This window comes from Bacillus sp. FSL L8-0199 (genome assembly GCF_038005705.1).
In the GTDB taxonomy this organism is placed as follows: Bacteria; Bacillota; Bacilli; order Bacillales; family Bacillaceae_G; genus Bacillus_A; species Bacillus_A cereus.
Genome location: NZ_JBBOTS010000001.1, coordinates 2,935,247 through 2,959,584, shown reverse-complemented (window position 1 = coordinate 2,959,584; position 24,338 = coordinate 2,935,247). Strand labels below are relative to the sequence as shown.

Here is a 24,338-nt window from a genome sequence, read left to right as displayed (position 1 = left end):
GAAGTGTTGGAATTGGTGAAATTAATCGGAATATTATTAGTGGCAGTGGGCTTTTTATTTAGATTAAACACACTTTTAGTAGTTATGGTTGCAGGTATTGTTACTGGTATGGTTTCAGGATTAAGTTTTTATGATGTGATCAGCATGTTCGGTAAATTTTTCATAGAAAATAGATATATGTCTATGCCAATTATATTAACTTTACCTGTAATCGGAATTTTAGAGCGTTACGGTTTAAAAGAAAGAGCCGAAGCACTTATAACGAAATCAAAAGGAGCAACAACTGGAAGAGTATTAATGTCATATTTTACGATAAGAGAATCATCAGCAGCACTAGGGCTTAATATTGGTGGGCATGCGCAAACAGTAAGGCCGCTCGTTGCACCGATGGCAGAAGGGGCCGCGCAAGGTAAATACGGTAAACTTCCTGAAAAATTAAGAGAAAAGATTAAAGCAAACGCAGCTGCTGCGGAAAATACAGCTTGGTTTTTCGGAGAAGATATTTTCATCGCAACTGGTGCTATTTTATTAATGAAAGGATTCTTCGATTCAGTAGGTATGCATGTCGGTGTATGGGATATGGCACTTTGGGGCATTCCGACAGCAATATCTGCACTTATTGTAAGCTGGATTAGATTTAGAAGGTTTGACAAATATATAGAGAAAACAATGAAGGCAGAAGGAAAAGAAGGAGGCAATCTAATATGAACATCATCACAATGGATACAATCTATTATGTATTAGGGATAATTGTTGCTTTTATCGCTGTTCGTATCGCATTCGATCGTGAACATCCAAACAGATTCGGTTCTAGTTTATTTTGGGCATTGTTTGCAGTTACATTTTTATTTGGAAATGTAATTCCTTCGTTTTACGTGGGCTGTATCGTGCTCGCTATGGTCGTTTTAGCCTCGCTAAATAAAGTGACAAAATCAGAGGAAAAAGAAGTTCCAGTACAAGAACGTGTGAAACATGCTGAGAAATTAAAAAATAAAATTTTTATGCCTGCACTATTAATTCCTATTTTTACAATTATCGGTACGTTAACGTTAGGGAAAATTAAATGGGGAAATGTCTCTCTTGTTGATCCAGATAAAGTAACGTTAGTAGCGTTAGCGCTTGGTGCATTACTCGCATTCGTCGCGGCGATGCGTATTACAAAATCAAAAATAACAACGCCTGTTCAAGAAGGAAGCAGACTATTACAAGCTGTCGGCTGGGCTGTCATTTTACCACAAATGTTAGCAGCACTTGGCGGTATTTTCGCGAAATCTGGCGTTGGACAAGTTGTTTCAGATTTAGTCGGTCAAGTATTACCGACAGAGTATCCGTTCGTTGCTGTTATGGCGTACTGTTTAGGCATGATGCTATTTACAGTCGTAATGGGAAATGCATTCGCAGCGTTTGCTGTTATTACTGGCGGAATTGGCTTACCTTTAATAGTTCAAATGCACGGCGGAAACCCAGCAATTATGGCAGCACTCGGTATGTTTGCTGGATATTGCGGAACGCTGCTTACACCAATGGCAGCAAACTTTAATATCGTACCTGCGATGCTTTTAGAGCTAAAGGATAAAAATGCGGTTATTAAAGCGCAAGTACCAATTGCTCTTTCAATTTTTATCATAAATATGTTTATTATGTACGGCCTTGTATATCGTTTTTAATTAGGAGGATAAAACTATGAAAACAGTATTATTAACAGGGTTTGATCCGTTTGGCGGAGAAAATATCAATCCAGCTTGGGAAGTAGCAAAAGGTTTGCATGAAAAAACAATTGGAGAATACAAGGTAATAAGCAAACAAGTACCAACTGTATTTCATAAATCAATAAGCGTATTAAAAGAGTATATAGAAGAACTAGCGCCGGAAATTATTATATGCATTGGACAAGCTGGGGGCAGACCAGATATTACGATAGAACGTGTTGCAATTAATATTGATGATGCAAGAATCGCAGACAATGAAGGAAATCAGCCGGTAGATATACCGGTTGTAGAAGAAGGAGCGATTGCGTATTGGTCTACACTTCCGATGAAAGCAATCGTAAAAAAACTTCGCGAAGAGGGCATACCGTCATCTGTTTCACAGACGGCAGGCACATTCGTTTGTAATCACTTATTCTATGGACTTATGCATGAACTAGAGAAACATGATAAGAAAATAAAAGGCGGATTCATTCATATTCCGTTTTTACCAGAACAAGCGAGTAATTATCCAGGGCAACCGAGTATGTCACTTTCTACTATTAGTAAGGGAATAGAATTGGCAATTGAAGTAACGATGACAGTTGAAGTAGATATTGTAGAGATTGGGGGCGCAACGCATTAAGTAAAATGAATTGTACAACACCTCCTGTAAACAACTGGTATAATAAGAATAGGAAAATACATAGAGGTGATTTTTGTGCAACAATTTGAAGAAGTACGTTCAATTTTAGAAAAAGCGAAGAAAATTACAGTATTAACAGGCGCTGGTGCAAGTACGGAAAGTGGTATCCCAGATTTCCGTTCAGCAAATGGATTGTATGCTGATGCGAATGTGGAGATGTACTTATCAAGAGGGTACTATAACCGAAGTCCGAAAGAATTTTGGAAGCATTATAAAGAAATCTTTCAAATTAATACGTTCCATCAATATAAACCAAATCGTGGACATCGTTTTTTAGCTGAGCTAGAAGAACAAGGGAAAGATATTACGATTTTAACGCAAAATATTGACGGTTTACATCAATTAGGTGGCAGTAAACATGTCATTGATTTACATGGAACACTTCAAACAGCACATTGTCCGAAGTGTAAAGCGGGATATGATTTACAGTATATGATTGATCATGAAGTGCCGCGCTGTCAGAAGTGTAATTTCATTTTAAATCCAGACGTTGTTTTATACGGAGATACACTGCCTCAATATCAAAATGCAATGAAACGTTTATATGAAACAGATGTACTTCTCGTTATGGGAACGTCATTAAAAGTACAACCTGTCGCTTCATTCCCACAAATCGCAAAGAGAGAAGTAGGGGCAACAACTATTTTAGTAAATGAAGAGTTAACAGGACAGGAATATAACTTTGATTATGTTTTTCAAAATAAAATTGGTGAATTTGTTGAAGAGGTATCTTTAATGAAATAAGTTATCGAAAAAACTGAGGTAGATACCTCAGTTTTTTATTTGAGTAATCGCTGTTTTAAGCCATATGAAAACATTTTGATAATGTAGTAACAACATCTCTATAATTTATAAAAAATTGTTTCATAGGTAAAATAGCAGAGTAAGAAGTAATATTATCTTTAGTGAATACACAATCGTCATAAAGTAAGCTAATATGTAGCTGTTGTAAAGGCTCTATTTCGTTTTGCTTTAAGTATAAAACTAAGTCATTATAAAGTTGTTCACTATAATTACTTACGGAACATTCTATTGAAAGCTGACCTACTATGCTAGTCCACCATACTTTAAAGCTACATATTAATTCTTTAAATGATTCCTCATCACATAAATTAGCGTCAAAAAGTTTCTTATAAAATATATGATTCTCCTCGTGGAAAATTTGTAAATCATATCTGTCGTTAGCAGTTTGCTTACGAAGAGTCAGCCATAATTCTTTGAAATTTGTTTTAAAGTCAGTGGAGAAATGTAATGTTTTTGTTATGTAAGGAAAACGAAAATTTTCTTTTTTTCCTTTTTGATTGAGATAAATATTTTGAATGTAGATCATAAAGTTTAAACAATGTGGCGTTTTAGTATGTATGATAAACGAATCTGTCATTTTCGTTCTCTCCTTAAGTAATGTCTTTTATGAATTTATTTCTTTAGTATACAAAGAAATGTAAACTAATGGTATAAAAATAAATTTGCCCCATTTTTCTTTTAGAATAATATTCATTTTATTGTGCATTAAGGGAATGGTAATAAATAGGGTATAAAAATAAAAAACTGAAAATTAAATCTTTTATTTCTTTTATAATTAATATAAAATTCTATATATATCATATAAATAAATTTGATACATAATGACTTTGCGTAGAAATGTTAATAGAATGAAGCGAGGGAGCGAAATGAGACAGAAAAAGGAGCAGAAAAAACTATCGAAAAAGAAAAAGACTCATATTCCATTTCGGTTAAATGTACTATTTTTTATTGTCTTTCTTTTATTTTCAGCTATTATAATTCAATTAGGTAAAGTACAAATCATTGATGGAGAAACGTATAGAAATGAAGTAAATAAAAAGGAAGATGTAACGGTAAGCACTCCCGTTCCTAGAGGGAAAATGTTTGATCGGCAAGGCCACGTTATTGTAAATAATAAACCATTGCGAACCGTTACATATACGAAAATGAGAGGAGTAGACTCGAAAGAAGTTTTACAAGTAGCAAGAGATTTAGCTAAGCTAATTGAAATGTCGCAAGAGGACATAGACAAGTTAACAGAAACAGATAAAAAGGATTTTTGGATGCAGTTAAATGAAAAGCGGGCAGCAGCGAAAGTAACGAAAGAAGATGAGAGTAAATTTAGAAAGCAGGAGATAGAAGGGAAAGAATTAGATAAAAAAGTTGAAGAGTTACGTAGGGAAAGAATTACACAAGAAGAATTAAGTGAACTTTCAAAAGAAGACCTAGAAGTACTAGCCATTAAAAGCAAAATGAATGCGGGATATAAAATGACGCCGCAAATCGTTAAAAAAGATGTAAGTCAAAATGAATATGCTGTCGTTAGTGAAAGGTTGGCAAGTTTACCGGGGATAGATACAACAGTAGATTGGGAACGTGAATACCCAAATGATAAAATACTGCGCTCTATACTAGGTAGCGTTTCTAATGAAAATGAAGGGTTGCCAAGAGAACAATTAGATTATTATTTAGTTCGTGATTATAATCGAAACGACCGTATTGGTAAAAGTTACATCGAAAAACAATACGAAGATGCACTACACGGAACGAAAGAACAGTCTAAAAATATTATGGATAAAGCAGGGAAGATTGTTCGAACAGAAAAAGTGACTGAAGGAAAAAGTGGAAATAACTTGATGTTAACAGTCGATATGGATTTACAGAAAAGAGTAGAGGGAAGCCTTGAAAAGAATTTACGAGCCTTTCATGCTGCAGAGCCGATGATGGATCGTGCGTTCGTAGTAATGATGAATCCGAAAAACGGTCAAATTTTATCAATGGCAGGAAAGAAAATTGTAAATAAAGATGGCGGTATGCAAATAGAAGATTATGCATTAGGAACGATGACAAGTTCTTATGAGTTAGGGTCAACTGTAAAAGGTGCTACTTTATTAACTGGATATCAAACAGAAGCGATTAAGCCGTATACACATTTCTTTGATGCACCAATGTATTTTAAAGGAAGTTCTAAGCCGAAGAAATCGTGGAAAGAATTTGGGGATATTGATGATTTAAGAGCTTTGCAAGTGTCATCGAACGTTTATATGTTTAATACGGCTTTAAAAATGGCAGGCATTAATTATGTCCCAAATAATCCATTAGACATTAAACAAGAAACATTTAATAAAATGCGCTACTATTTTAGACAATTTGGCCTAGGTGTGTCGACTGGTATTGACCTGCCAAATGAATCAATTGGTCAAGTAGGTAGAACTGATAACATACCCGGATTTTTACTTGATTACGCGATTGGACAGTATGATACATATACGCCGCTGCAGCTTGCACAATATATTTCAACCATTGCAAATGGCGGTTACCGAATGAAGCCACAAATTGTACAAGAAGTTAGAGAGCAACCAAATAGACCAGAGGATGTAGGAAAAGTCGTTCGGTCGATTGAACCAGTTGTATTAAATAGAGTGGATATGGACACTTCGTACATTAATCATGTAAAAGAAGGATTTAGAAGAGTTTTTCAAGAAGCTGACGGAACAGGTACCGGAACGTTTAAAGGTCTACCATATAAACCAGCGGGAAAAACAGGAACAGCTGAGACAGTATATGGTGGAGAAAGTGATATTGGAAGAGATGAGAACAACAACCGAAAAAAATGTTATAATTTAACTCTTGCCGGTTATGCACCATATGATGCTGATCCGGAAGTAGCTTTTTCAGTTGTTGTACCATGGGTGAATGATGATAAATCAGGAATTAATTCTGCGATTGGTAAAGAAATTTTGGATGCGTATTTTGAGTTAAAAACAAATAGATCAAATGCAAATTCAATTCCAGTAGAACAACCGAACAAGGCACAGTAAAAATAGTATCACTGCATGGAAACATATTGTGCAGTGATATATTTTTTGAGTTAAAAAGCGCTTTATAAGGTGGGAATGGATATGAAAAAGGAGATTAAGAGAGGCTGGGGAAAGTACATACTATTTATATTGGTGATAGTCATAGGCTACCATTCTTTTACTTTATGTAAGGTGGAAGGGGAATCGATGCAGCCCACTTTATATGAAGAAGACTACGTATTTGTAAATAAAGCAGTAGTACGTCTTTCTAATTTACAACACGGAGAAATTGTCATTATAAAAGAAGAGGATGAATCGAAATATTATGTGAAACGTGTAATAGGGCTTCCTGGTGATGTAATTAACATAACGAACGGAAAGGTATATGTGAACGATAAAAAGCAAGAAGAACCATATACAAACAAAGATTTATTTAACAACACACAAGTGTTTTATAATTTTCAAAAGACAAAAATTCCGCCAAATAAGTTATTTGTAATGGGAGATAACCGCGAAGTAAGTAGAGATAGTCGAAATGGCTTAGGATATATTGAAGAAGATAACATAATTGGCAAGGTGGAATTTGTATATTATCCTTTTTCAAAAATGAAAATAATAGAATAAGTGGGAGAGGAGCAAAACCCCACTTATTAAAGTTTCACTTTATTTTCTTTAAAAAACCTTTTGGATTAAATGATATGAAAAATTTATGTTTAGACTCGTCGATTATGAAGTTATTATTTTTAGTTAAAAACTCATCCACAGCCTCCATCGGGCCAGGCCCCCAATCGGGAAGAAGCGGATGTCCATTAATGGAGGTATCTTCTACAATCATATAACTGCCAGTAGTGACGATAGATTTATATAGTAATAGTTCTTTGGATACATGCTCTTTACTATGATCAGAATCTAAAATAACTAAAACCACATCATCAGGTTTGCGCATGCTTACTATTGTTTGGACGGCCTGTACAGAAACAGAAGATGCTGTTAAATACGTAATCCGATTATGTGATGGTCGATTTGGCTGCGGAGTTATATCGATAGTAAGTACGTGACCTTTTCCAATTAAATCTAACATAGAAGCTAAATACAGTGCACTACCACCGTGAAAAGTCCCGCATTCAATAATTAAATCGGGCTTTAATTCATAAATAATTTCTTGATACAAAAAGAGATCAGAGGGAAGTTTACAGATTGGAACCCCGAACCAGTGTGTATCGTTTAACCATACGAGGCTGTTGTAATATTGGTTTAGAAATTCATTGCTTATAGTATCGATTTTAAATTCTCCTTTCTAAAAAGGATTCTCTCGTTTGACGTAAAGTGTTTACGCATGAAAGTTGTACTATATATTATGTAGTAAGGAATTGTAAGGCGAGTGTTTTTACTTGAAAATAAGCCAAATAACTCATGTGGAAAATGAAAGGAAATGATCGTATGTACAAATACACAATTTGCTTTATTAGAAAAAGCGATAAAATACTGCTATTAAATAGAAATAAAAAGCCGAATATGGGGATGTGGAATGGTGTTGGAGGAAAAATAGAAGATAATGAAACGCCATACGAAGGAATAATTAGAGAAACATTTGAGGAAACGGGCATAGAACTTTCAAGTGTAACGTATAAAGGGACTGTTGGTTTTAAAGGTAAAGATGAGCCCCAGGCTAGTGAAGGAATGTATGTGTTCGTTGCTGATTTGCCAGATGGAATGCAAATGAATATACCATTACGTACGGCTGAAGGTCTATTAGAATGGAAAGAAATTGATTGGATATTAGATGGTGATAATAGAGGAGTAGTTAGCAATTTACCAAAATACTTACCGACAGTATTAACAGAAGAAAATAAGTTAGAACATACGTTTACGTATGATAACCGGAATATTATTCATTACACAACTGCATGTTTGACAGAAGATGATGCGAACAAGCGATATGAAAAACAACTCATTTCTCAATAGAAGAGGAAAGTGAAAAATCACGTTTTTGCTCTCATCCTATATGCGAGGTGATTATATGTTTCAGAAATACAATTCATTGGTCATAATTGTAATATGCATGATATAACTTTTCTTATTATGAAAGAGTAGAGAACATATGTAAACGGAGCAAAAAGGAGGTGGCTTTGCCACCTCTTTTTGTTAGCTACAAATCGCCTTAATCATAAAACGATGTTGTTTCACATCAAAATATCCATTTTGCAAAATAATCTCATGTATACGATATAACTCCTCAAAGTACCTTTCGACAGTAAAATCAGGAACTTGCCACGGAATTGCTTTTAAATAATAGACGATAGCGCCAATATCATAAAAGCGTTGGAAAGGGAATTCCTCTTTTGCATCTAAGATAGTAAATCCATTTTGCTTTAACTCACTGCATGCGGTTTCGAGAGACCAACTTGCAAATTCGCTATTTAGTGGTGAGCCAAACTGCTCATTAAGTTCCGCGCAATCAAGACTGCCAACTTGTTGTGTAAGAAAAACGCCACTTGGAGAAAGAATTCTGTTTACCTCAGAAGCAGCATACGATTCATGTTGATTTATAATTAAATTAAATTGACCATCTTGAAATGGCAAAGCAGTATCATCGGTCACTTCTACAACGGTAACCCCTAAAGACTCTAATTTCTTTCGAGCAATTGGCACATTTGGAGCGTAGCCCTCAGTAGCGAATATAGTTGACGGGAACGGTTGTAACATAGATAAAAACTCTCCGCCGCCAGTACCCATATCGAGCATTGATTCTGCACGTTGCATAAGCTGAAAAGCAGTACTGCCGTATGACCACGATAAAGGTTCGCTCTTCATTCGACCTGTTTCTGAAATGAAAGAAAAATCCCAGCCGCTAAAATGTGTATTTGCACTTTCTAATAAAGTTAAAAATAATGGATCACGTTTCATAATTATGTCCTCCTATTTTTTTAATGGATGATATGATGAGAAAAGAAAAAGGGAGGACCTCTTATTAAAGTGGAACGGTTTTATGTTTCGTGTTCGAATAGATTCATATAAAGTTACTCCTTGTGAGAATTGTTATTTATATATTCGGGTTAATTGAGTGAAAATCCTTTGAGGGTATAAAAGAAGGCAGTTGTTTAATGAAAAAATAAATTGAGTTATCTAATTTTATAGTGTAATTGTTCATCCATACGCATAAAAAAATTATTCTCTCCATAAAATAGTAAAATTATATTGGAGGTTGAATTATGAAAAAATTTAGTGTATTTTCAATAACATTGATGACTTTTGGAATGTTATTATTTGGATTAAATAGGATAATAGATAGCTATTCTGAGCCTATTATCCTATTAGGGTATATTTCTTTTTTGATTGGAGTGGTTCTGAGTATTATAGCGATTGCTAGACGTGAAGATGGAAGATTAAAATTCATATCACTTATCTCTTTCTTTGTTCTCCTGTTTTTCATTACTTGGTTTGAGTCGTTTCAGGTACTACGAATTATTACTTGGCTAAAAAATATCTATTAAAATTTAAATTGTTGGTAAAAATGGGAAACCTTAAATTTAGGTTTCTTTTTATTATATTCGATTATCAATATTAAAACTTATTAGAGCCATTAATAAAAGAAATAGATATATAAACCGAGTGTAAAAATATTTTAATTCTTTGAAAACATTCAGCGATTTAGTATTCTTTATATATGGAATATTTTGTTTATGCAAAAAGAGGGCAAGGTGCTATATGAAAAGAATGAAAAATGTAATGTTAGTATTGTTATGTTTCTTATGTTTAAGTGGGTGTAATTATAAAGATGACGATCAGGTGAAAAAATATGTGAAAAAAAAGCACGGAATTGATGTGATTGTAACACATTGGGGTGCTATAAACGAAGGGAATATGGGGCATACATATCATACTGTTCAAGCAAAAAATAACAAAAATATTCAATTTAGAGTAGAGGTAGATGGCTTCTTATATTCAAGAATAAAAGGTGATGAATATCAATACGGAAAAAAAACATATGAGGAATATAAGAAATTTAAACCAATGCTAGAAGAAATTAAAAAATTAGGTTACGTGGAACCTGAAAATAAAAATGTTTTTCAATATATAGTGGATGATGATATAGAGGAGAAACCAACGGATAAGTTATTATTAACTTTAAAAACGAGTGACAAGATTGATTACAGTCAATTTGAATCAAAAGAATTAGATCGTTTATATGCTCTAATTCAATTCATTCAGAAGAGTAATAGAAAGATAACAACACTTGAAATTGAGGATTATAATGGTGAATCTATAGGTTTCCCTTTTCAAAATGTGCAAAAAGCTATAACGAAAGAAGAACTGCTTTTAACAATGAAAAACACAGTAAGCGGTTATTGGACATATTTGATTCAAACTGAAACAAAAGTAGGCGTAAGGTTAAATGAAATTCAAAATGATCGTTTTGTAATTGAGGATATTACTTGTCCACACCCGAAAGACGGCAATTGTCTAGAGTATGAATTGACTTTAGTTTTCAATGACAGTGAGATAAAATATAGAAATGATCCATATGTAATAGATGATTTGAGAAAGGTAGTCACTATTCTTAAAGAAGAACTATATAATAAGGAATTTAACATATATTTAAGGAACAAGGATGGAACAAGTTATTCACTCTGGCTATCATCCGAAAAAATTAAGGAAAGTAATAACATAGAAGAGTTAGTAAAATAATGATATAAAGAAGAAATTTAAAGTACTTTTTATGTTTGTTATTTCTGTATTCAAAAGGAAAACCGCTTATGCTTCATTTTTGAAGCATAAGCGGTTTTGTTTAAAATACTTAAAAAGAAAAATTTTTTGGTAAAGTACCACTTTTTATTACTGTTCTTAGCCCATGTTTTATAATCCAAGGATTAATAGGATGCTGTTTATCACGTAATTGCTGTAACCACTGAAAAACGAGTTCTTTATCTTCTTTCGTAATATCGTTAATATGATTGGCTACAGATTTTTGAACATATTTAGAAGGGTCATTCATTAATGGTTCAAGAAGCTGTAAATTGTACTTAAAATCACCTTTTAGAGCTCCTGTTTTTTTAGCCCAAGGAAGTCTTGGTCTCGTACCTTCAGAAACTAATCTTCTAATGTGGCTGTTTTTATCATGAATCCACTTTTGTAATATGTTTAGTGTGTCTTCATGGTATGTTTGAAGAAAAGGCCGAATGGCATATTCAGCAGTATTCCTTTTTGTTATTTCATACATGGCGTTGAATGAGGTTTCAAAGTCGTTAAGTCCATATTTTTCAATGTATTTTGCAAGAGGCATGTACATATATCCGTTTGTAAATGTGCCTACTTCTGTTGTATTTTCTGGGCCTAATGTTTTTAGTAATATATGTATTGCTTCATTAAAATCTTTTTGTAATGCATTATGTAATTCATCTGCTATTACTTCAATACGTTGTTTTAACCCTAAACCTTCAACTTTACATGTTACAGAGGATACAAAGTTTTTTTTAGAGAAATTCGGATCGTATTTACAAATAGAATCAGCTATTTTTTCTGCTAATTCTTCGCTAAATAAAAATTTTAACGGAACATAATTACCCATTTTTTCACCTCGGTGGTCAAATGAAAACAATTTTTATTTTTTAATCGACAAACCATAAACTAACGTCTCACTCGGAGTCGTAATACTAAAACCAGTCGTCTTATAATCAAGCTTCACTGTATCACCAGTGTAGTCTTTCGTGAATGAATCCATTTGTACGATAAGATCTGCATCTTCATATACAACATCATCTGCGTTATATGTATCCAAAATTAAATCGACATCAACGAAAATACTACAAGAGTTCGTCATTGTTCCTCTAATGCGAACGATCTTTTTATCTTCAAGTTCTAATCTATGTATAGCTGCTTTCGCTTCATCAGTAATGCGAATGTTCATTGTATCCCAACCTTTATTTATATTTCCTTTATTATTGCAAAAACAGGAGCAATAGGGAAGCAAAGAGGTTTGCAACAAAAAACGAGCAAACAAATTTGTTTGCTCGTTTCACTTTATTTTAGTTCACATTTATCAAGTGGAATCACTTTCGTTTTTTTCGTAAATTTATATCCTAACCATAGTACTAAGAAGAGTGGTAAACCGATGTAAGAAACAAGTACGCCGTTCCAATCGATTGATTCACCCATAAATGCGCCATAGTTTTGTCCTAAAATTACGATAATACAAAGAGTAAATGCGAAGAGTGGACCGAATGGGAACCATTTTGCTCTATATGGTAAGTCATTTAAATCTTTTCCTTGTGCGATATATGCTTTACGGAAACGGTAATGACTAATTGCAATTCCGACCCATGCGATAAAACCAGACATTCCGGATGCGTTTAATAACCAAATGTATACAACTCCGTCACCGAATAAAGAAGCAATGAAAGCAATACTACCAACAATTGACGTTACGATTAACGCGTTAACAGGTACACCGCGGCTATCTAATTTACCAAGAAACTTTGGTGCTTTTCCTTGGCGAGCTAAATCCCAAAGCATACGAGTTGATGCATACATACCAGAGTTACCAGCAGATAGTACAGCAGTTAAAATAACAGCGTTCATAACAGAAGCAGCAAAGGCAACGCCCGCTTTTTCGAAAATAAGTGTAAATGGACTTACTGTTACATCACTTGCGGCAAGACTTTCAGTTGTATAAGGAATTAATAAACCGATAACGAGAATCGCAAGAATATAGAATAAAAGAATACGCCAAAAGATCGAACGAATTGCTTTCGGAATATTACGCTCTGGATCAGAAGTTTCACCAGCAGCTACCCCAAGTAATTCAGTTCCTTGGAAGGAGAAACCAGCTGCCATAAATACACCGATAATTGCCATGATACCACCGTTAAATGGTGCATCAGCAACAGTGAAGTTTTTGAAGCCAACAGTTTCGCCCCCCATAATTCCGAAAATCATCATAAAGCCGACAATTAAAAAGATAATAATTGTAACTACTTTAATAAGTGCGAACCAATATTCAGATTCACCAAACCCTTTAACAGATAAATAGTTTAAAAGGAAAATAATAGCTAAACATAATCCGCTCCAAATAAGAGAAGGGGTATCTGGGAACCAAAATTTCATAATTAATGTTACGGCCGCTAGTTCTGCCGCAATTGTAATCGCCCAGTTATACCAATAGTTCCATCCAAGTGCAAAACCAAGTGATGGATCAACAAATTTTGTTGCATACGTACTAAAAGATCCAGTAACAGGCATGTAAGCTGCAAGTTCAGCTAAGCTTGTCATTAAGAAATATACCATAATTCCAATTGCGGCGTATGCGATTAATGCACCGCCAGGACCAGCTGAATGAATGACACCACCGCTGGCAAGAAATAGTCCGGTACCAATTGTACCACCGAGAGAAATCATCGTAAGGTGACGCGATTTTAATCCGCGTTTTAATTCACCTTGTCCTTGTGTAGTTTGCGTTTTAGAGGTAGATTGATTTGTTGCGCTATTCATGTTCAACACTCCTTTTCTTGTAGGTTAGGAAGGAGCGGGGGAGAAAAATACAAAAAACCGCCAAAGGAATTTGGCGGAACGTTTCACAAATAACCACCCCATCATACCCTTCCGTTAAGATAGCACCCCACGTTTACACGGTAATTTTGTAAACGTGACAGTTCTGTTCCTTTCGGAGACAGCCCCAGCTCATATTTCCAGAGAAGAAATATAAACTTCGGCAACTTTTCCTTTCAAACGGAGTCAGCTGACATTCTCTGTGTCTCGTCCGTTTTACTATTAAAAGTCGCAACCTCTACCTCATCGGATTGATGAGGATTTATATATTGCTAAGATTTTTAATATATGGCAATTGTAATGACTTTCTGAATATATTGCAAGATATTTTGTTAGGAAAAGTCAAAAAATATCGGTTATTGTATAGGAAACGCTTGCGAAACTCCACCCGAACCTACTATTATGTAGCAATAAGCAAAGAAAAAATTGTTATACAAATGTTTCGCAAAAAATATTGAAAAACCCTCTAAATAAAAAGAAAATTCAGAAAAATATAATTCGACATTCATGATAAAGTCATATTATTTGTTATAATTAAAGTAACGTTTAAGCAAAAAGGGGAAATCAAAATGAAATTAGAAACAGAAAGGCTCTATATAGTGCCGTGTACAGAAGAGAGTATTCAAGTCGCTAACGAGCAAGGATATAATAGCGGTCCGCATATTGTAGGGCATGTAGAGAATGTAAAACAAGATTCGGCTTTATTACCATGGGGGGCGTGGTATGTTCTTCGGAAAGAAGATGATAGCGTTTTAGGTGATATTGGGTTTAAAGGGAAACCAAACGAGGATCAAACAGTAGAAATTGGCTATGGATTCATTGAGAAATATTGGAATCAGGGCTATGCAATAGAAGCTGTAAGAGAACTAATCGATTGGGCTTTCAAAACAGGAGAGGTAGAAACAATAATTGCAGAGACACTCATAGATAACTATAGTTCGATGCGTGTTTTAGAAAAGTTACATATGAAGAGAGTAAATGCTACAGAAACGATGATTAATTGGAAAATAGAAAAATAAAAAATACCGCTCTAAATTGAGCGGTATTTTTTTATAGTTATGGTAGCATTTGCTTCTGATCATTTGGATACTCAGCCGTTGATGCGTTAGGACGATTGGAATGATTTCGAACAGCAATGAAAATAGAAATAATAACGACAAGACCAACTGCAACGTAAGAAAGTGAAATAACAGTTGGATCCACTTTAAATGTAGTAAGCAGTGTACGAATATTTGTAAAGATAATAAGACCACCAACTAATACGCCAAGTAAATGGGGTGGAACGATGCGGACTAACCATGCAGCAATTGGAGCTGCGACAATACCGCCAAGCATTAACGCAAATACCCAAACCCAGCTTACTTGTTCCCAGCCAAGTGAGATGAAGAAGCCGATTGTTGCAGCGAGTGAAACAGGAAATTCACTCGTATCTACAGATCCAATAACTTTTCTAGCTTCATTTCCTCTTGCTAGAAGAACAGGTGTCGTAATGGGCCCCCAACCACCGCCACCAGTTGAATCAACGAATCCAGCGAATAAACCAAGTGGCACAAGTTGTTTTGCAGACATACGCTTATTTGAAGTGACAATTTGTTTTTGGATGATGAATCGTAATAAAATATAAACCCCTAAAGTAAATAAAAATACGGAAATGTATGGTTTGATTACATCTCCGGGCAAATTACTTAAAAAACATGCCCCAACAAATGCGCCGATTGCCCCAGGTAATGTAAGCCTGGAAACTGTATATTTATCAACGTTTCCAAATTTGATATGAGATGCGCCGGAAGCTGCAGTTGTAACGACTTCAGCTAAATGAACTGATGCAGATGCAACAGCTGGTGCAATACCAAACATTAATAATAAAGAGGAAGACGTTACTCCATACGCCATTCCAAGTGCTCCATCGATCAATTGAGCGAAAAATCCAATAATAGCAAAGACAATTAATTTCTGCATAAATAATCCCCCTGTAATAATAAATGAAAAAGACACTTTTCCCGTATGAGAAAAGTGCCTTTGGTTTTTCCAATCAGCAATAATTAAATTTGTTTCATTATAATACATATTAATCGTATAAATCAACTAGGTTTTAAAGTTTTTGAATTGAATGAAAGAAAAATAAAATATACAATAAAAGGATGGAGAGAAAGGGGAGAAAGACATGTTACGATTTGATCATCTCGTTCACGCAGTTCATGGTACACCGGAGGAAGCGGCAAAACAAATGCAGGAACTTGGATTTCATACTGTATTAGGCGGAGAGCATACGAATTGGGGTACTTGGAATAGTTTAAGTTATTTTGATTTATCATATATAGAATTTTTAGCAGTTCAACATGAAGAAAAAGCGAAAGAAGCAGAAAATCCATTAGTACAAGAAACAGTGGTGAAACTACAAAATGGAGAAGGAATGCTACAAATCGCGATCCGAACAGATGCAATTGAGGAGCTAGCAGTTAACTTTAATAAGTACGGCTTACATACGATAGGGCCATTTGAAGGGAAACGTATGAGAAAAGATGGCCGACTTTTAGAATGGAAAATGTTATTCGTTAAGCAAGAAGAGAACGGACCGAAATTACCTTTCTTTATACAGTGGAATGAAACGGACGAAGAAAGAAGAAACGATTTACGTAACAGTGGGACGATTACTGAACATAAAAACAAAGTGCAACAAATTGAAACGATTCATTACGCAGTAAAAAATGTTCGAGAAACAGTACGGAAATGGAAAGAAGTAATGGAGCTATCTACAAGCTTAGTTGTGAAAAATGAAAAATGGAATGCCGAGTGTCAAAGTGTAGTATTTGGAGATATTCATGTGCAGTTTTGTGAACCGATTGGAGAAGGGCTAGTACTAGAACATTTGAATAAGAATGGCGAAAATCCATTTGCAGTAGAGTTTAAAGGTGGAAATAAACGAGAACATGAAGTGCTAGGTAGTTTGTACATATATTAATAGAGGTGAACGTTGTGAAAGAAATACTTAGAGAGATAGAGAGAATACTAGAATGGCCTCGTATTGCAACGTGTACAGCTATTTCAAAAGGTTTTTCACATGAAGAGAAGTATAAAATTGAATTAAAGAATCAAGAAACCTATTTTGTAAAAGTATGTGATGCTGTTCATTTTGAACGTAAACAAGAAGAATATACGTATATGAAACAATTAGAGTCATTACATATTCCAACACCCAAGTTAATTCATTTCATAATAATTGAGAAATTAAATAAATGTGTTCAAGTATTTGAATGGACCCGAGGTATAAATGGTGAAGAAGGTTTAAAGAAGTTATCGGTGGAAGAACAGTATAATGTAGGAAGAAAAGCAGGGGAAGTATTAAAGAGGATTCACTCAATTGAAAGAGAAAGTGCAAGTAATAAATGGGAAACATCTAGATGGAATAAATACGAAAGATACATAGAGGCACTAACAGATTACGAGGTGAATTTTCTGGATTTGAAGCCAGTATTAACCTTTGTAGAAAATCATAAAGATTTATTGGGAAATCGTCCAATAAGATTTTTACATGATGACTTCCATCCAGCAAATAGCATGATTCATAATAAGGAATTTATCGTTATCGATTTTGGTGGATATGATTTTGGTGATCCAATACACGATTTTTATAACGTAGCGATTTTTACTATAAGAATAAGTAAACCATTTGCGGTTGGACAAGTTCACGGTTATTTCGGAGGCGAACCATCGCTTCATTTTTGGAAACTGTATACATTGTACGTCGCGATGACATTCCCAGCGGATATCGTTTGGACGAATCGAAGTACACCGCATTTAGTAGATGATATGAAGGAAAGATTAAATGGAATTTTAGAAGATCATAATCATTTTTCATCTTATATTCCAAAATGGTATCAATCAAGCGAATTTAATAAATAAAGGAGTAATTTATATGGATAAAATAGCAGTAATTTCAGATATTCACGGTAATATTCAAGCATTAGAATCCGTGTTGAATGATATTAAATTAAGAGGAATCGAGCGCATTATTTGCCTTGGAGATTTAGTAGGAAAAGGACCTCATTCCAGTGAAGCAGTTGAAATCATTCGTAAAGAATGTGAAGTAGTCGTAATGGGAAACTGGGATGATTTTATTACAAAGCCGACTGAATTTGAAGCATTGAAATGGCATCAAAAACAATTATCGGAAGAACAAAATGACTATTTAAGAAACTTACCATTTTCAATCGAGTTTTATATGAGTGGGAAATTCATTCGTATGTTTCACGCTTCACCGAGAAGTTTATATGAAAGAATTCAACCACACGCTTCAAGAGAAGAACGTATTAGTATGTTCGAAAATAGTGATCTGACGGAAAATATAGAAGGGGAAAGAAAACCAGATGTCGTTTGTTACGGTGACGTTCACCAAGCATTCGTTCAAAATTTCAGAGGGAAAACGTTATGTAATGCCGGTAGCGTAGGAAACCCACTTGAAATAACACAAGCTTCCTATTTAATATTTGAAGGAACTTACAATGAAAAAGAAGCAGCGAGCTTTTCTATTCAACTTGTACGAGTACCGTATGATATTGAATTAGCTATCAGACTAGCAGAAGAACTCGAAATGCCAGAAATTGAAGAATACAAACAAGAATTACGGACTGCTTTATATCGAGGGTTTAAGGGAAAGTAAGCTAATAATATATCAACGATTTTTCAAATATATCTATCATAACTTAAAATATATCAATGATTTTTTCGAGATATCAGCGATTCGAGAAAGGATATCAATTTACTGACAAATAGTGACATGAATTATTATCTATAATTATATTATGTCAACTAATTATAAAGGGAGATATCATGAACCGAAAACAAAGAATCAAAGAAATTGCAGATCATATTGTAAAGCTAAACTTAACCCATCCAATAAGAGTTGGAGTAAGCGGTATTACAGCCTCAGGAAAAACAACATTTGCAAACGAACTAGCGGAAGAAATAAAAAAACGAGGATTACCAGTAACACGCGCCAGCATTGATGATTTTCATAATCCAAGAGTGATTCGCTATGCAAAAGGAAAAGAATCTGCAAGAGGGTATTATGAAGATGCACACGATTATACAGCTTTCAAAGAAAGATTATTAATGCCTTTAGGACTTAACGGGAATTTACAGTATGAAACGATTTCTCATAACTTAATAACGGATATGCCTGTACATAATGAGCCGCTATTGGCTACGCAAAATATGATATTAATAGTAGATGGAACGTTTCTATTGAAAAAAGACGTTACGCATTTATTTGATTACAAAATCTTTGTAGATACAGATTTTGAGATTGCGAGAAAACGTGGTGCAAAGCGGGAGACAGAAGCTTTTGGAAGTTATGAAGAAGCAGAGAAGATGTTTTTAAACAGATATCATGCTGCCTGTAAGATGTATATAGATGAGCATAATCCAAAAAGTTATGCGGATGTTGTATTTCGGAATAGTGATTTAGCAAATCCAGAAGTTATATTTCAAGAGCGAAAGTAATACATAATCAAAATTATATGTATAGCCTTTTATTTATAGTTATAATTCTCTTATAATTAAATTAACTTTAGAAAGTAAAAAACGGGGGATAAGGCAATAAAAAAACGTAAAAAGGGGACAGGGAATAGAATGAATGAAGTACTAGAACTAAAAGAAGAACTACTACAAATTAAAAATAATAATTATGCTGTACCAGAAGACGTAGATGCATATCCATATGCGCAGTGGATGCTAGATTATATCGGATCACCTGACGCTGAATTACGTGATGATTTAATTTATAGTACGCTTCATACATGGATTACAAATGATGTGTTTAGACAAAAAGAATTACGAGGGTTAATGCTACAAGCAATTAGTCCTGATTATTTATTTTATAAAATTGGTGAAAAGGGAACAGACTCTGTATTTAAACGTGCATTCTCCGTATTAATTCCACCACTTATTTTATCTGTTCATGAAAGAGAACCGTTGTTATCCGAAGAACAACTGTACAGTGTAGCAGAACAAGTGCTGGAATATGTATATTTAGAAGAAGATGTAAGAGGTTACGTAGAAGGAAAAGGCTGGGCACACTCTACTGCACATGCAGCAGATGCGCTTGATGCGTTAGCACGTACAATCCAAAGTCGTGAATTTTCGTATGCGATTCTTGCAGCTGTTCGTCAGAAGGTACGCTTACATGACTACGTATACATTCACTTTGAGGATGAGAGATTAGTAGCACCAATTATGTCGTTACGTAACCAAAATCTTTTAACTGAAGAAGAGTGGAGCAATTGGCTACATAGCATAGCAATTGTTGAAGACATCCCGCATCCTCAATATGATATTTTAGTACAAAATATTAGAGCTTTCTTAAGAAGTTTATATTTCAGAGCTTTAGAGACAGAGGGTAGTACAGCCTTTACAGATGATATATTGGAGACTTTGAAGGGTTTGCGTAGGTATTAAAAATTCGTTTTTCTAACAGAAAAGTACATAAAACCAACACCTCCCAACCATACTAATAAAATGTTTTGGAGGTGAGTTTAATGGACAAAAAAGACTTTGAAAAAGTATATAATGATTATTTACATCAAGGGGAAGAGCAAGCTCAATTTGAAATAGCTCAGGAAGTTACTTCAGGAGCAGAACAAATTGTTGCTGTTCGTAAAAATGATGAAGGTGATTTGATTGCTTTTAAAACAAGTAGCGGGAGAGAGTTAGATTATATGACTGCTCTTAGTGAAGCAAAATCAGGGAAGTTAGCTCATGTGGACGTATTTCATAAGTATGGCAGAGATATTATACGTAGTGAACCTGATGGAATAAAAGAAAATAACTTAGATAATTTACCTTCATTTTAAACGGGTAAACCTCAAGAAGAGAATGTTCATTACGATATTCTCTTCTTTGTTTTGCGAAGTTTTCCTTGCAAATAGACGATTCATTTTTAAAGTGCGATCATACTTTTAAAGAGCTCTCTAAATTTCTCTTTATCTTCTGCTGTAAATGGTTTCGGTCCCTTTGTACGTTTACCACTTTTTCGAACCATTGCACTTAAATATCGTGTTTGTAACAATTGTTCAATGTTATCATTCGTATACTTATAGCCTTTATGGTGTAGAACGATACAGCCTTTTGCTAAAGCGAGCGAAGCAAGACCGTAATCTTGTGTTACGATTAAATCTTCTTTTTTTGCTAACTGCATAATTCGGTAATCTGCAGCATCTGCTCCGGAATCAACATAAATTGTTTCTACACCTTTAGGCTGCTGAGCATTAGAATAATGAGAAAAGCTAGTAACTAGAGTTACAGGAATTTCTGCACTCGTAGCTTCAAAAATAATTACATCTTTTACAGGACAAGCATCTGCATCAACGTAAATTTTCATTTTTACCACTCCTATAAAGTGAAACTTTAATCAGTGGGGGGATTCACCCTCCACTGATTATTAGTTGAACCAATCGGGCATTTACGGGCAGTTAATCTCCCACCTAACTTCTTTGTTACAGCTGAATTTTGAGCTGGGAGTTTTATTGCCCGTTAATGCGGGGTAACTAGGTTCGTGTTGATAATAATGGTAGATTTTTCTTTTGTCAAACGATAGAGCTTTATGTAAAGTTATTTTTCACAAACCAAAATAGCCTCCCGCAAACGAGAAATACCTTCCTCAATTTGATCAATATCCACTTTTCCATAAGATAAACGAATATAACCATCTTTCGCGCCGAAAATACTACCAGGCATAAAAGCAATTTCTTGTTTTAAGCTTTGCATAATGAGTTGTTTTTCGTTTATCGGTTCTTTTAATTTTCCCCATATGTAAATACCACCAGTAGGGTTTGAAAAAGAGATTTTATCATGAAGTTGCTCGTTTAGAGCACGAACAATAACGTCTCTTTTTTCTGCTAGTTGTTTTCGTAACGGTACGATATGCGACTGAAATGGTACAGTTTCGAAAAACTGCTGCATAAGCCACTGCGGGAAAATACTCATTCCTAATTCCATTTGATGCCTTGCGTCGGATAACCTTTCTACTACAGATTGCGGAGCGACGAGCCAGCCGACTCGTAATCCTGGCGCAATCATTTTTGATAAAGAATGTACATAAATAACTGTTCCATTTTCATCAATCGATTTTAAAGTAGGGCAAGGTTGTTTCTTTTCTAGCGTAAGTAAACTGGACGGGTCATCTTCAACGATCGCAATTCGTAAGTCTGCACAAAGTGATAATAGTTTTTTTCTACGGTTTGGATGCAGCATCGTTCCCGTAGGATTTTGGAAATTTGGATTTAAAAAGATCATTTTAATACGGTGTTTTCTATATAATTCTTGCACATCATCCGGATTAATACCATGTTCATCGACAGGTAACGGGAAAATACGAATACCTGCTGATTGGAATAGCGGTAAGGAATAACAGTGCGATGGACTTTCGAAAGCGACGGCATCACCGGGATTTAATAAACATTGTACGATAAGGTGAAGTGCTTGCTGTGCGCCAGATGTAATCATAATGGATTGTTCAGTTGCCTCAACTTTTAAATATTCTTTCATATATTTTACGACCGCTTGTCTTAGCGGGAGATAGCCTTGCGGATGATCATAACTTAATGAATGCGTTAACGGTTGTTCTCGTAAAATCGTTTGTAGTTGATCATGAGGATAGAGATTACAACCGAGCTCTCCGTTTGCAAAATCAATAATGTTTTCATTTTGTTGTACTTCTGCCCGAATATGGCGAAGTAACGGTAAGTTTGGTAAAAACGTACCACCTTCTACGAAATTTCTCCAGTTCGGCGTTAATGTTGGAGAAACGCCCCACATATGTGTACTTACACGTGTACCTTTACCAGTCGTACTTTCTACAATTCCCATAGCACGTAACTCATTATAAGCAGTCGTTACTGTACTACGGTTTACATTTAACTGCGTAGCTAATTTCCGTTCGGAAGGTAGGAAGCTTCCTGGAGGAAGTTCTCCGTATGTAATACGTTTCTCAATAAAGTCAACAACTTGCTGATAAATAGGGATTTTACTGTCATTATCTAGCTTCCATTCCATAAAAAACGCCTCCGTATCTCTTATATAAATCCAGTATAGCAAATTGGCTGGGTAAAAAAACAGCCAATTGGACGGTGTTATATCCAGCCAATTTTACTATGCTAAATATGGAAGGGGAGATTCGGATGAAACGATGGCAAATGGAATGGCTCCTAGTATCAGTTGCGTTAGTATGGGGAGCAAATTATACAATAGGAAAGTATGGCGTGGCATTTATGTCATCCATTCAATTTAATAGTTTACGATTTTTAGTAGCATCACCGGTATTATTACTTATTACTTTTATGATGGAACGCTCATTACGTATTGAAAGAAAAGATTGGTTACGATTAGTAGCAGTCGGCATCGTTGGTACGACAATGTATCAAACGATGTTTATGCTATCCGTGAAATATACTTCAGCAACGAACGCCTCATTATTAATTGCGATGTCCCCTATTTTTACAGGGATATTAGCAGTATTGCACAAACAAGAACGTTTTTCGATGAAAGTACAAATTGGTTCAATCGTAGCGTTTATTGGTGCAGCATTCGTTTTATTAACAGGACACACAGGAGGAGCTACTTACGAGTATGCGTGGCTCGGAAATATAATTGGATTAGTCGCAGCAATTGCGTGGGGATGGTACCCAATTTTAGCACAACCTCTTATTACAAAGTACTCCGCAATGAGAGTCACATCATGGTCTACTTTAATTGGAATTGTACCTCTCGTTATATACTGTTTATTCAACGTAAACACACTAACGTGGCCAGTAGATACACTAAGCTGGGAATCACTAGCATATTCAATCGTCTTTGCGACCATATTCGGACTTGCAATGTGGTATGTCGGTATTAGTAAAATAGGCTCAACGAAAGTAATGGTTTATATGTATCTTGTGCCATTGTTTGCAGTGATCTTTGCGGCAGTAACAATTGGAGAGCAAATTAATTTGATGCAACTAGTTGGCGGGCTTATTATCTTCATCGGTTTATATGTTGTAAAAAAAGGTGGAATCAAAAAGCCAGCTCTCAATTTGAAAAAAGTAAGTTAACAGTAAAAAGGATCTCTTTCATATAGAAGGAGATCCTTTTTGTTTTTGTAATAAAAGCGCTTGTTCAACGGCCCATTTTTGATGATCGTGTATGAGATGCTTTATAGCATGCAATGGAGACATCCACCTTAGAACATGATCCTCCTCACAGTTTTCAGTTTGTTTCTGCACCATATTCGCAATATAAAAAAATCCATCGTTTAAATAATATATATCTTCCTTTTCTGCATAAAAATATCGAGCCGCATTACCGATATACTGATCAATTTTAATTGCCCATCCTAATTCCTCTAGTAGTTCACGGTGCAAACATTCTTCTTTTGTTTCATTACCTTCCATACCGCCACCAGGTAAAAAGTAACGGTCACCTTTTTGGATAACAGCAATCTTTGAAGAAGTTGAGTTGAAAATAATTGCATAACAACTAGGTCGTAATACATATTGCTCAGTAGGCTTTTTATAGCCAAAAGTAAGTTTAGATATCATAAAACACGTCACCTCTCTATAAAAT

Annotated in this window: 27 protein-coding genes and 1 riboswitch; of the genes, 17 read left to right on the top strand and 10 right to left on the bottom strand. The window is 34.9% G+C overall.

Translation table 11 applies throughout. The annotated features are described in order from the left end of the window. The first annotated feature begins 12 nt into the window (after positions 1-12). From NST86_RS15390 to NST86_RS15375, 4 genes are all read left to right on the top strand, one after another. Positions 13-708 (top strand): DUF969 domain-containing protein, encoded by a 696-nt coding sequence (locus tag NST86_RS15390; RefSeq protein ID WP_340934055.1) that lies wholly within the window; start codon positions 13-15, stop codon positions 706-708. After that, positions 705-1,667, top strand: coding sequence for a DUF979 domain-containing protein (locus tag NST86_RS15385; RefSeq protein WP_001021658.1), 963 nt, complete (start codon positions 705-707; stop codon positions 1,665-1,667). Before NST86_RS15390 ends, NST86_RS15385 begins: the two co-directional genes overlap by 4 nt. A gap of 16 nt (positions 1,668-1,683) precedes the next feature. After that, positions 1,684-2,331 carry a pyroglutamyl-peptidase I gene (gene pcp, locus NST86_RS15380; protein WP_000859713.1) on the top strand — a complete coding sequence of 216 codons (648 nt, stop codon included), beginning with the start codon at positions 1,684-1,686 and terminating at the stop codon, positions 2,329-2,331. A gap of 75 nt (positions 2,332-2,406) precedes the next feature. Then, positions 2,407-3,135 carry an NAD-dependent protein deacylase gene (locus NST86_RS15375; protein WP_001183800.1) on the top strand — a complete coding sequence of 243 codons (729 nt, stop codon included), beginning with the start codon at positions 2,407-2,409 and terminating at the stop codon, positions 3,133-3,135. Between the two features lie 55 nt (positions 3,136-3,190). On the opposite strand, the gene NST86_RS15370 is transcribed toward NST86_RS15375, so the two are convergent. Beyond that, positions 3,191-3,772, bottom strand: coding sequence for a hypothetical protein (locus NST86_RS15370; protein ID WP_016118190.1), 582 nt, complete (start codon positions 3,770-3,772; stop codon positions 3,191-3,193). 289 nt (positions 3,773-4,061) lie between these two features. Here NST86_RS15370 and NST86_RS15365 point away from each other — a divergent pair, with 289 nt between their 5' ends. After that, complete coding sequence (locus NST86_RS15365) at positions 4,062-6,215, top strand: peptidoglycan D,D-transpeptidase FtsI family protein (protein ID WP_001249180.1); 2,154 nt, start codon at positions 4,062-4,064, stop codon at positions 6,213-6,215. An 81-nt stretch (positions 6,216-6,296) separates the two neighbouring features. Continuing rightward, entirely contained in the window at positions 6,297-6,818 is a 522-nt protein-coding gene (gene lepB / locus NST86_RS15360; protein WP_033682956.1) for a signal peptidase I, read from the top strand. A 34-nt stretch (positions 6,819-6,852) separates the two neighbouring features. Here lepB and NST86_RS15355 read toward each other — a convergent pair whose 3' ends face one another. After that, positions 6,853-7,476, bottom strand: coding sequence for a cephalosporin hydroxylase family protein (locus tag NST86_RS15355; protein WP_080119249.1), 624 nt, complete (start codon positions 7,474-7,476; stop codon positions 6,853-6,855). A gap of 158 nt (positions 7,477-7,634) precedes the next feature. Here NST86_RS15355 and NST86_RS15350 point away from each other — a divergent pair, with 158 nt between their 5' ends. Then, on the top strand, positions 7,635-8,159 hold the full coding sequence (locus NST86_RS15350; RefSeq protein ID WP_033683900.1) for an NUDIX hydrolase: 525 nt from the start codon (positions 7,635-7,637) through the stop codon (positions 8,157-8,159). A gap of 180 nt (positions 8,160-8,339) precedes the next feature. On the opposite strand, the gene NST86_RS15345 is transcribed toward NST86_RS15350, so the two are convergent. Next, on the bottom strand, positions 8,340-9,101 hold the full coding sequence (locus NST86_RS15345) for a class I SAM-dependent methyltransferase (RefSeq protein WP_086392020.1): 762 nt from the start codon (positions 9,099-9,101) through the stop codon (positions 8,340-8,342). A 305-nt stretch (positions 9,102-9,406) separates the two neighbouring features. On the opposite strand from NST86_RS15345, the gene NST86_RS15340 reads away from it, so the two are divergent. Both NST86_RS15340 and NST86_RS15335 read left to right on the top strand, forming a co-directional pair. Continuing rightward, entirely contained in the window at positions 9,407-9,688 is a 282-nt protein-coding gene (locus NST86_RS15340; RefSeq protein WP_000714730.1) for a hypothetical protein, read from the top strand. Between the two features lie 214 nt (positions 9,689-9,902). Next, positions 9,903-10,883 (top strand): hypothetical protein, encoded by a 981-nt coding sequence (locus tag NST86_RS15335; protein WP_047386416.1) that lies wholly within the window; start codon positions 9,903-9,905, stop codon positions 10,881-10,883. A 109-nt stretch (positions 10,884-10,992) separates the two neighbouring features. Here NST86_RS15335 and NST86_RS15330 read toward each other — a convergent pair whose 3' ends face one another. The 3 genes from NST86_RS15330 to NST86_RS15320 all read right to left on the bottom strand — a co-directional run bounded on the left by NST86_RS15330 (position 10,993) and on the right by NST86_RS15320 (position 13,682). Continuing rightward, positions 10,993-11,763 (bottom strand): DNA alkylation repair protein, encoded by a 771-nt coding sequence (locus tag NST86_RS15330; protein ID WP_000528937.1) that lies wholly within the window; start codon positions 11,761-11,763, stop codon positions 10,993-10,995. 33 nt (positions 11,764-11,796) lie between these two features. Next, positions 11,797-12,102, bottom strand: coding sequence for an iron-sulfur cluster biosynthesis family protein (locus tag NST86_RS15325; RefSeq protein ID WP_001026166.1), 306 nt, complete (start codon positions 12,100-12,102; stop codon positions 11,797-11,799). 113 nt (positions 12,103-12,215) lie between these two features. Further along, positions 12,216-13,682, bottom strand: a complete 1,467-nt coding sequence (locus NST86_RS15320) for an amino acid permease (RefSeq protein ID WP_001083387.1) — start codon at positions 13,680-13,682, stop codon at positions 12,216-12,218. A gap of 112 nt (positions 13,683-13,794) precedes the next feature. After that, positions 13,795-13,988, bottom strand: a riboswitch (Lysine riboswitch). 320 nt (positions 13,989-14,308) lie between these two features. Here NST86_RS15320 and NST86_RS15315 point away from each other — a divergent pair. Next, a complete protein-coding gene (locus NST86_RS15315) occupies positions 14,309-14,758 on the top strand; it encodes a GNAT family N-acetyltransferase (protein ID WP_086423639.1) in 450 nt (149 codons plus the stop codon). Positions 14,759-14,795: 37 nt separating this feature from the next. Here the strand turns inward: NST86_RS15315 and NST86_RS15310 are convergent, their stop codons facing one another. Continuing rightward, complete coding sequence (locus NST86_RS15310; RefSeq protein ID WP_001170721.1) at positions 14,796-15,698, bottom strand: sulfite exporter TauE/SafE family protein; 903 nt, start codon at positions 15,696-15,698, stop codon at positions 14,796-14,798. A gap of 205 nt (positions 15,699-15,903) precedes the next feature. On the opposite strand from NST86_RS15310, the gene NST86_RS15305 reads away from it, so the two are divergent. From NST86_RS15305 to NST86_RS15280, 6 genes are all read left to right on the top strand, one after another. Further along, the gene (locus tag NST86_RS15305; protein ID WP_000943349.1) at positions 15,904-16,701 is read left to right on the top strand and encodes a VOC family protein; all 798 of its coding nucleotides are present in this window, start codon (positions 15,904-15,906) and stop codon (positions 16,699-16,701) included. 14 nt (positions 16,702-16,715) lie between these two features. Beyond that, the gene (locus NST86_RS15300) at positions 16,716-17,642 is read left to right on the top strand and encodes an aminoglycoside phosphotransferase family protein (RefSeq protein WP_016118182.1); all 927 of its coding nucleotides are present in this window, start codon (positions 16,716-16,718) and stop codon (positions 17,640-17,642) included. 13 nt (positions 17,643-17,655) lie between these two features. Then, positions 17,656-18,399: a metallophosphoesterase family protein gene (locus tag NST86_RS15295; RefSeq protein WP_000357661.1), complete on the top strand. Its 744-nt coding sequence runs from the start codon at positions 17,656-17,658 to the stop codon at positions 18,397-18,399. 170 nt (positions 18,400-18,569) lie between these two features. After that, the gene (locus tag NST86_RS15290) at positions 18,570-19,241 is read left to right on the top strand and encodes a uridine kinase (protein WP_086392018.1); all 672 of its coding nucleotides are present in this window, start codon (positions 18,570-18,572) and stop codon (positions 19,239-19,241) included. Between the two features lie 129 nt (positions 19,242-19,370). After that, positions 19,371-20,195, top strand: a complete 825-nt coding sequence (locus NST86_RS15285; protein ID WP_016118180.1) for a DUF2785 domain-containing protein — start codon at positions 19,371-19,373, stop codon at positions 20,193-20,195. An 80-nt stretch (positions 20,196-20,275) separates the two neighbouring features. Beyond that, the gene (locus NST86_RS15280) at positions 20,276-20,590 is read left to right on the top strand and encodes a DUF3892 domain-containing protein (RefSeq protein ID WP_000358163.1); all 315 of its coding nucleotides are present in this window, start codon (positions 20,276-20,278) and stop codon (positions 20,588-20,590) included. Between the two features lie 86 nt (positions 20,591-20,676). Here the strand turns inward: NST86_RS15280 and NST86_RS15275 are convergent, their stop codons facing one another. Both NST86_RS15275 and pdxR read right to left on the bottom strand, forming a co-directional pair. Further along, positions 20,677-21,117 carry a YaiI/YqxD family protein gene (locus NST86_RS15275; protein WP_000708774.1) on the bottom strand — a complete coding sequence of 147 codons (441 nt, stop codon included), beginning with the start codon at positions 21,115-21,117 and terminating at the stop codon, positions 20,677-20,679. A gap of 230 nt (positions 21,118-21,347) precedes the next feature. Next, a complete protein-coding gene (gene pdxR / locus NST86_RS15270; protein ID WP_000454896.1) occupies positions 21,348-22,790 on the bottom strand; it encodes a MocR-like pyridoxine biosynthesis transcription factor PdxR in 1,443 nt (480 codons plus the stop codon). Between the two features lie 125 nt (positions 22,791-22,915). Between pdxR and NST86_RS15265 the strand changes: the two genes are divergently transcribed. Next, positions 22,916-23,827 (top strand): DMT family transporter, encoded by a 912-nt coding sequence (locus NST86_RS15265; RefSeq protein ID WP_016118178.1) that lies wholly within the window; start codon positions 22,916-22,918, stop codon positions 23,825-23,827. Positions 23,828-23,845: 18 nt separating this feature from the next. Here the strand turns inward: NST86_RS15265 and NST86_RS15260 are convergent, their stop codons facing one another. Further along, complete coding sequence (locus NST86_RS15260) at positions 23,846-24,313, bottom strand: NUDIX hydrolase (protein ID WP_086423640.1); 468 nt, start codon at positions 24,311-24,313, stop codon at positions 23,846-23,848. Between the last annotated feature and the right edge of the window lie 25 nt (positions 24,314-24,338).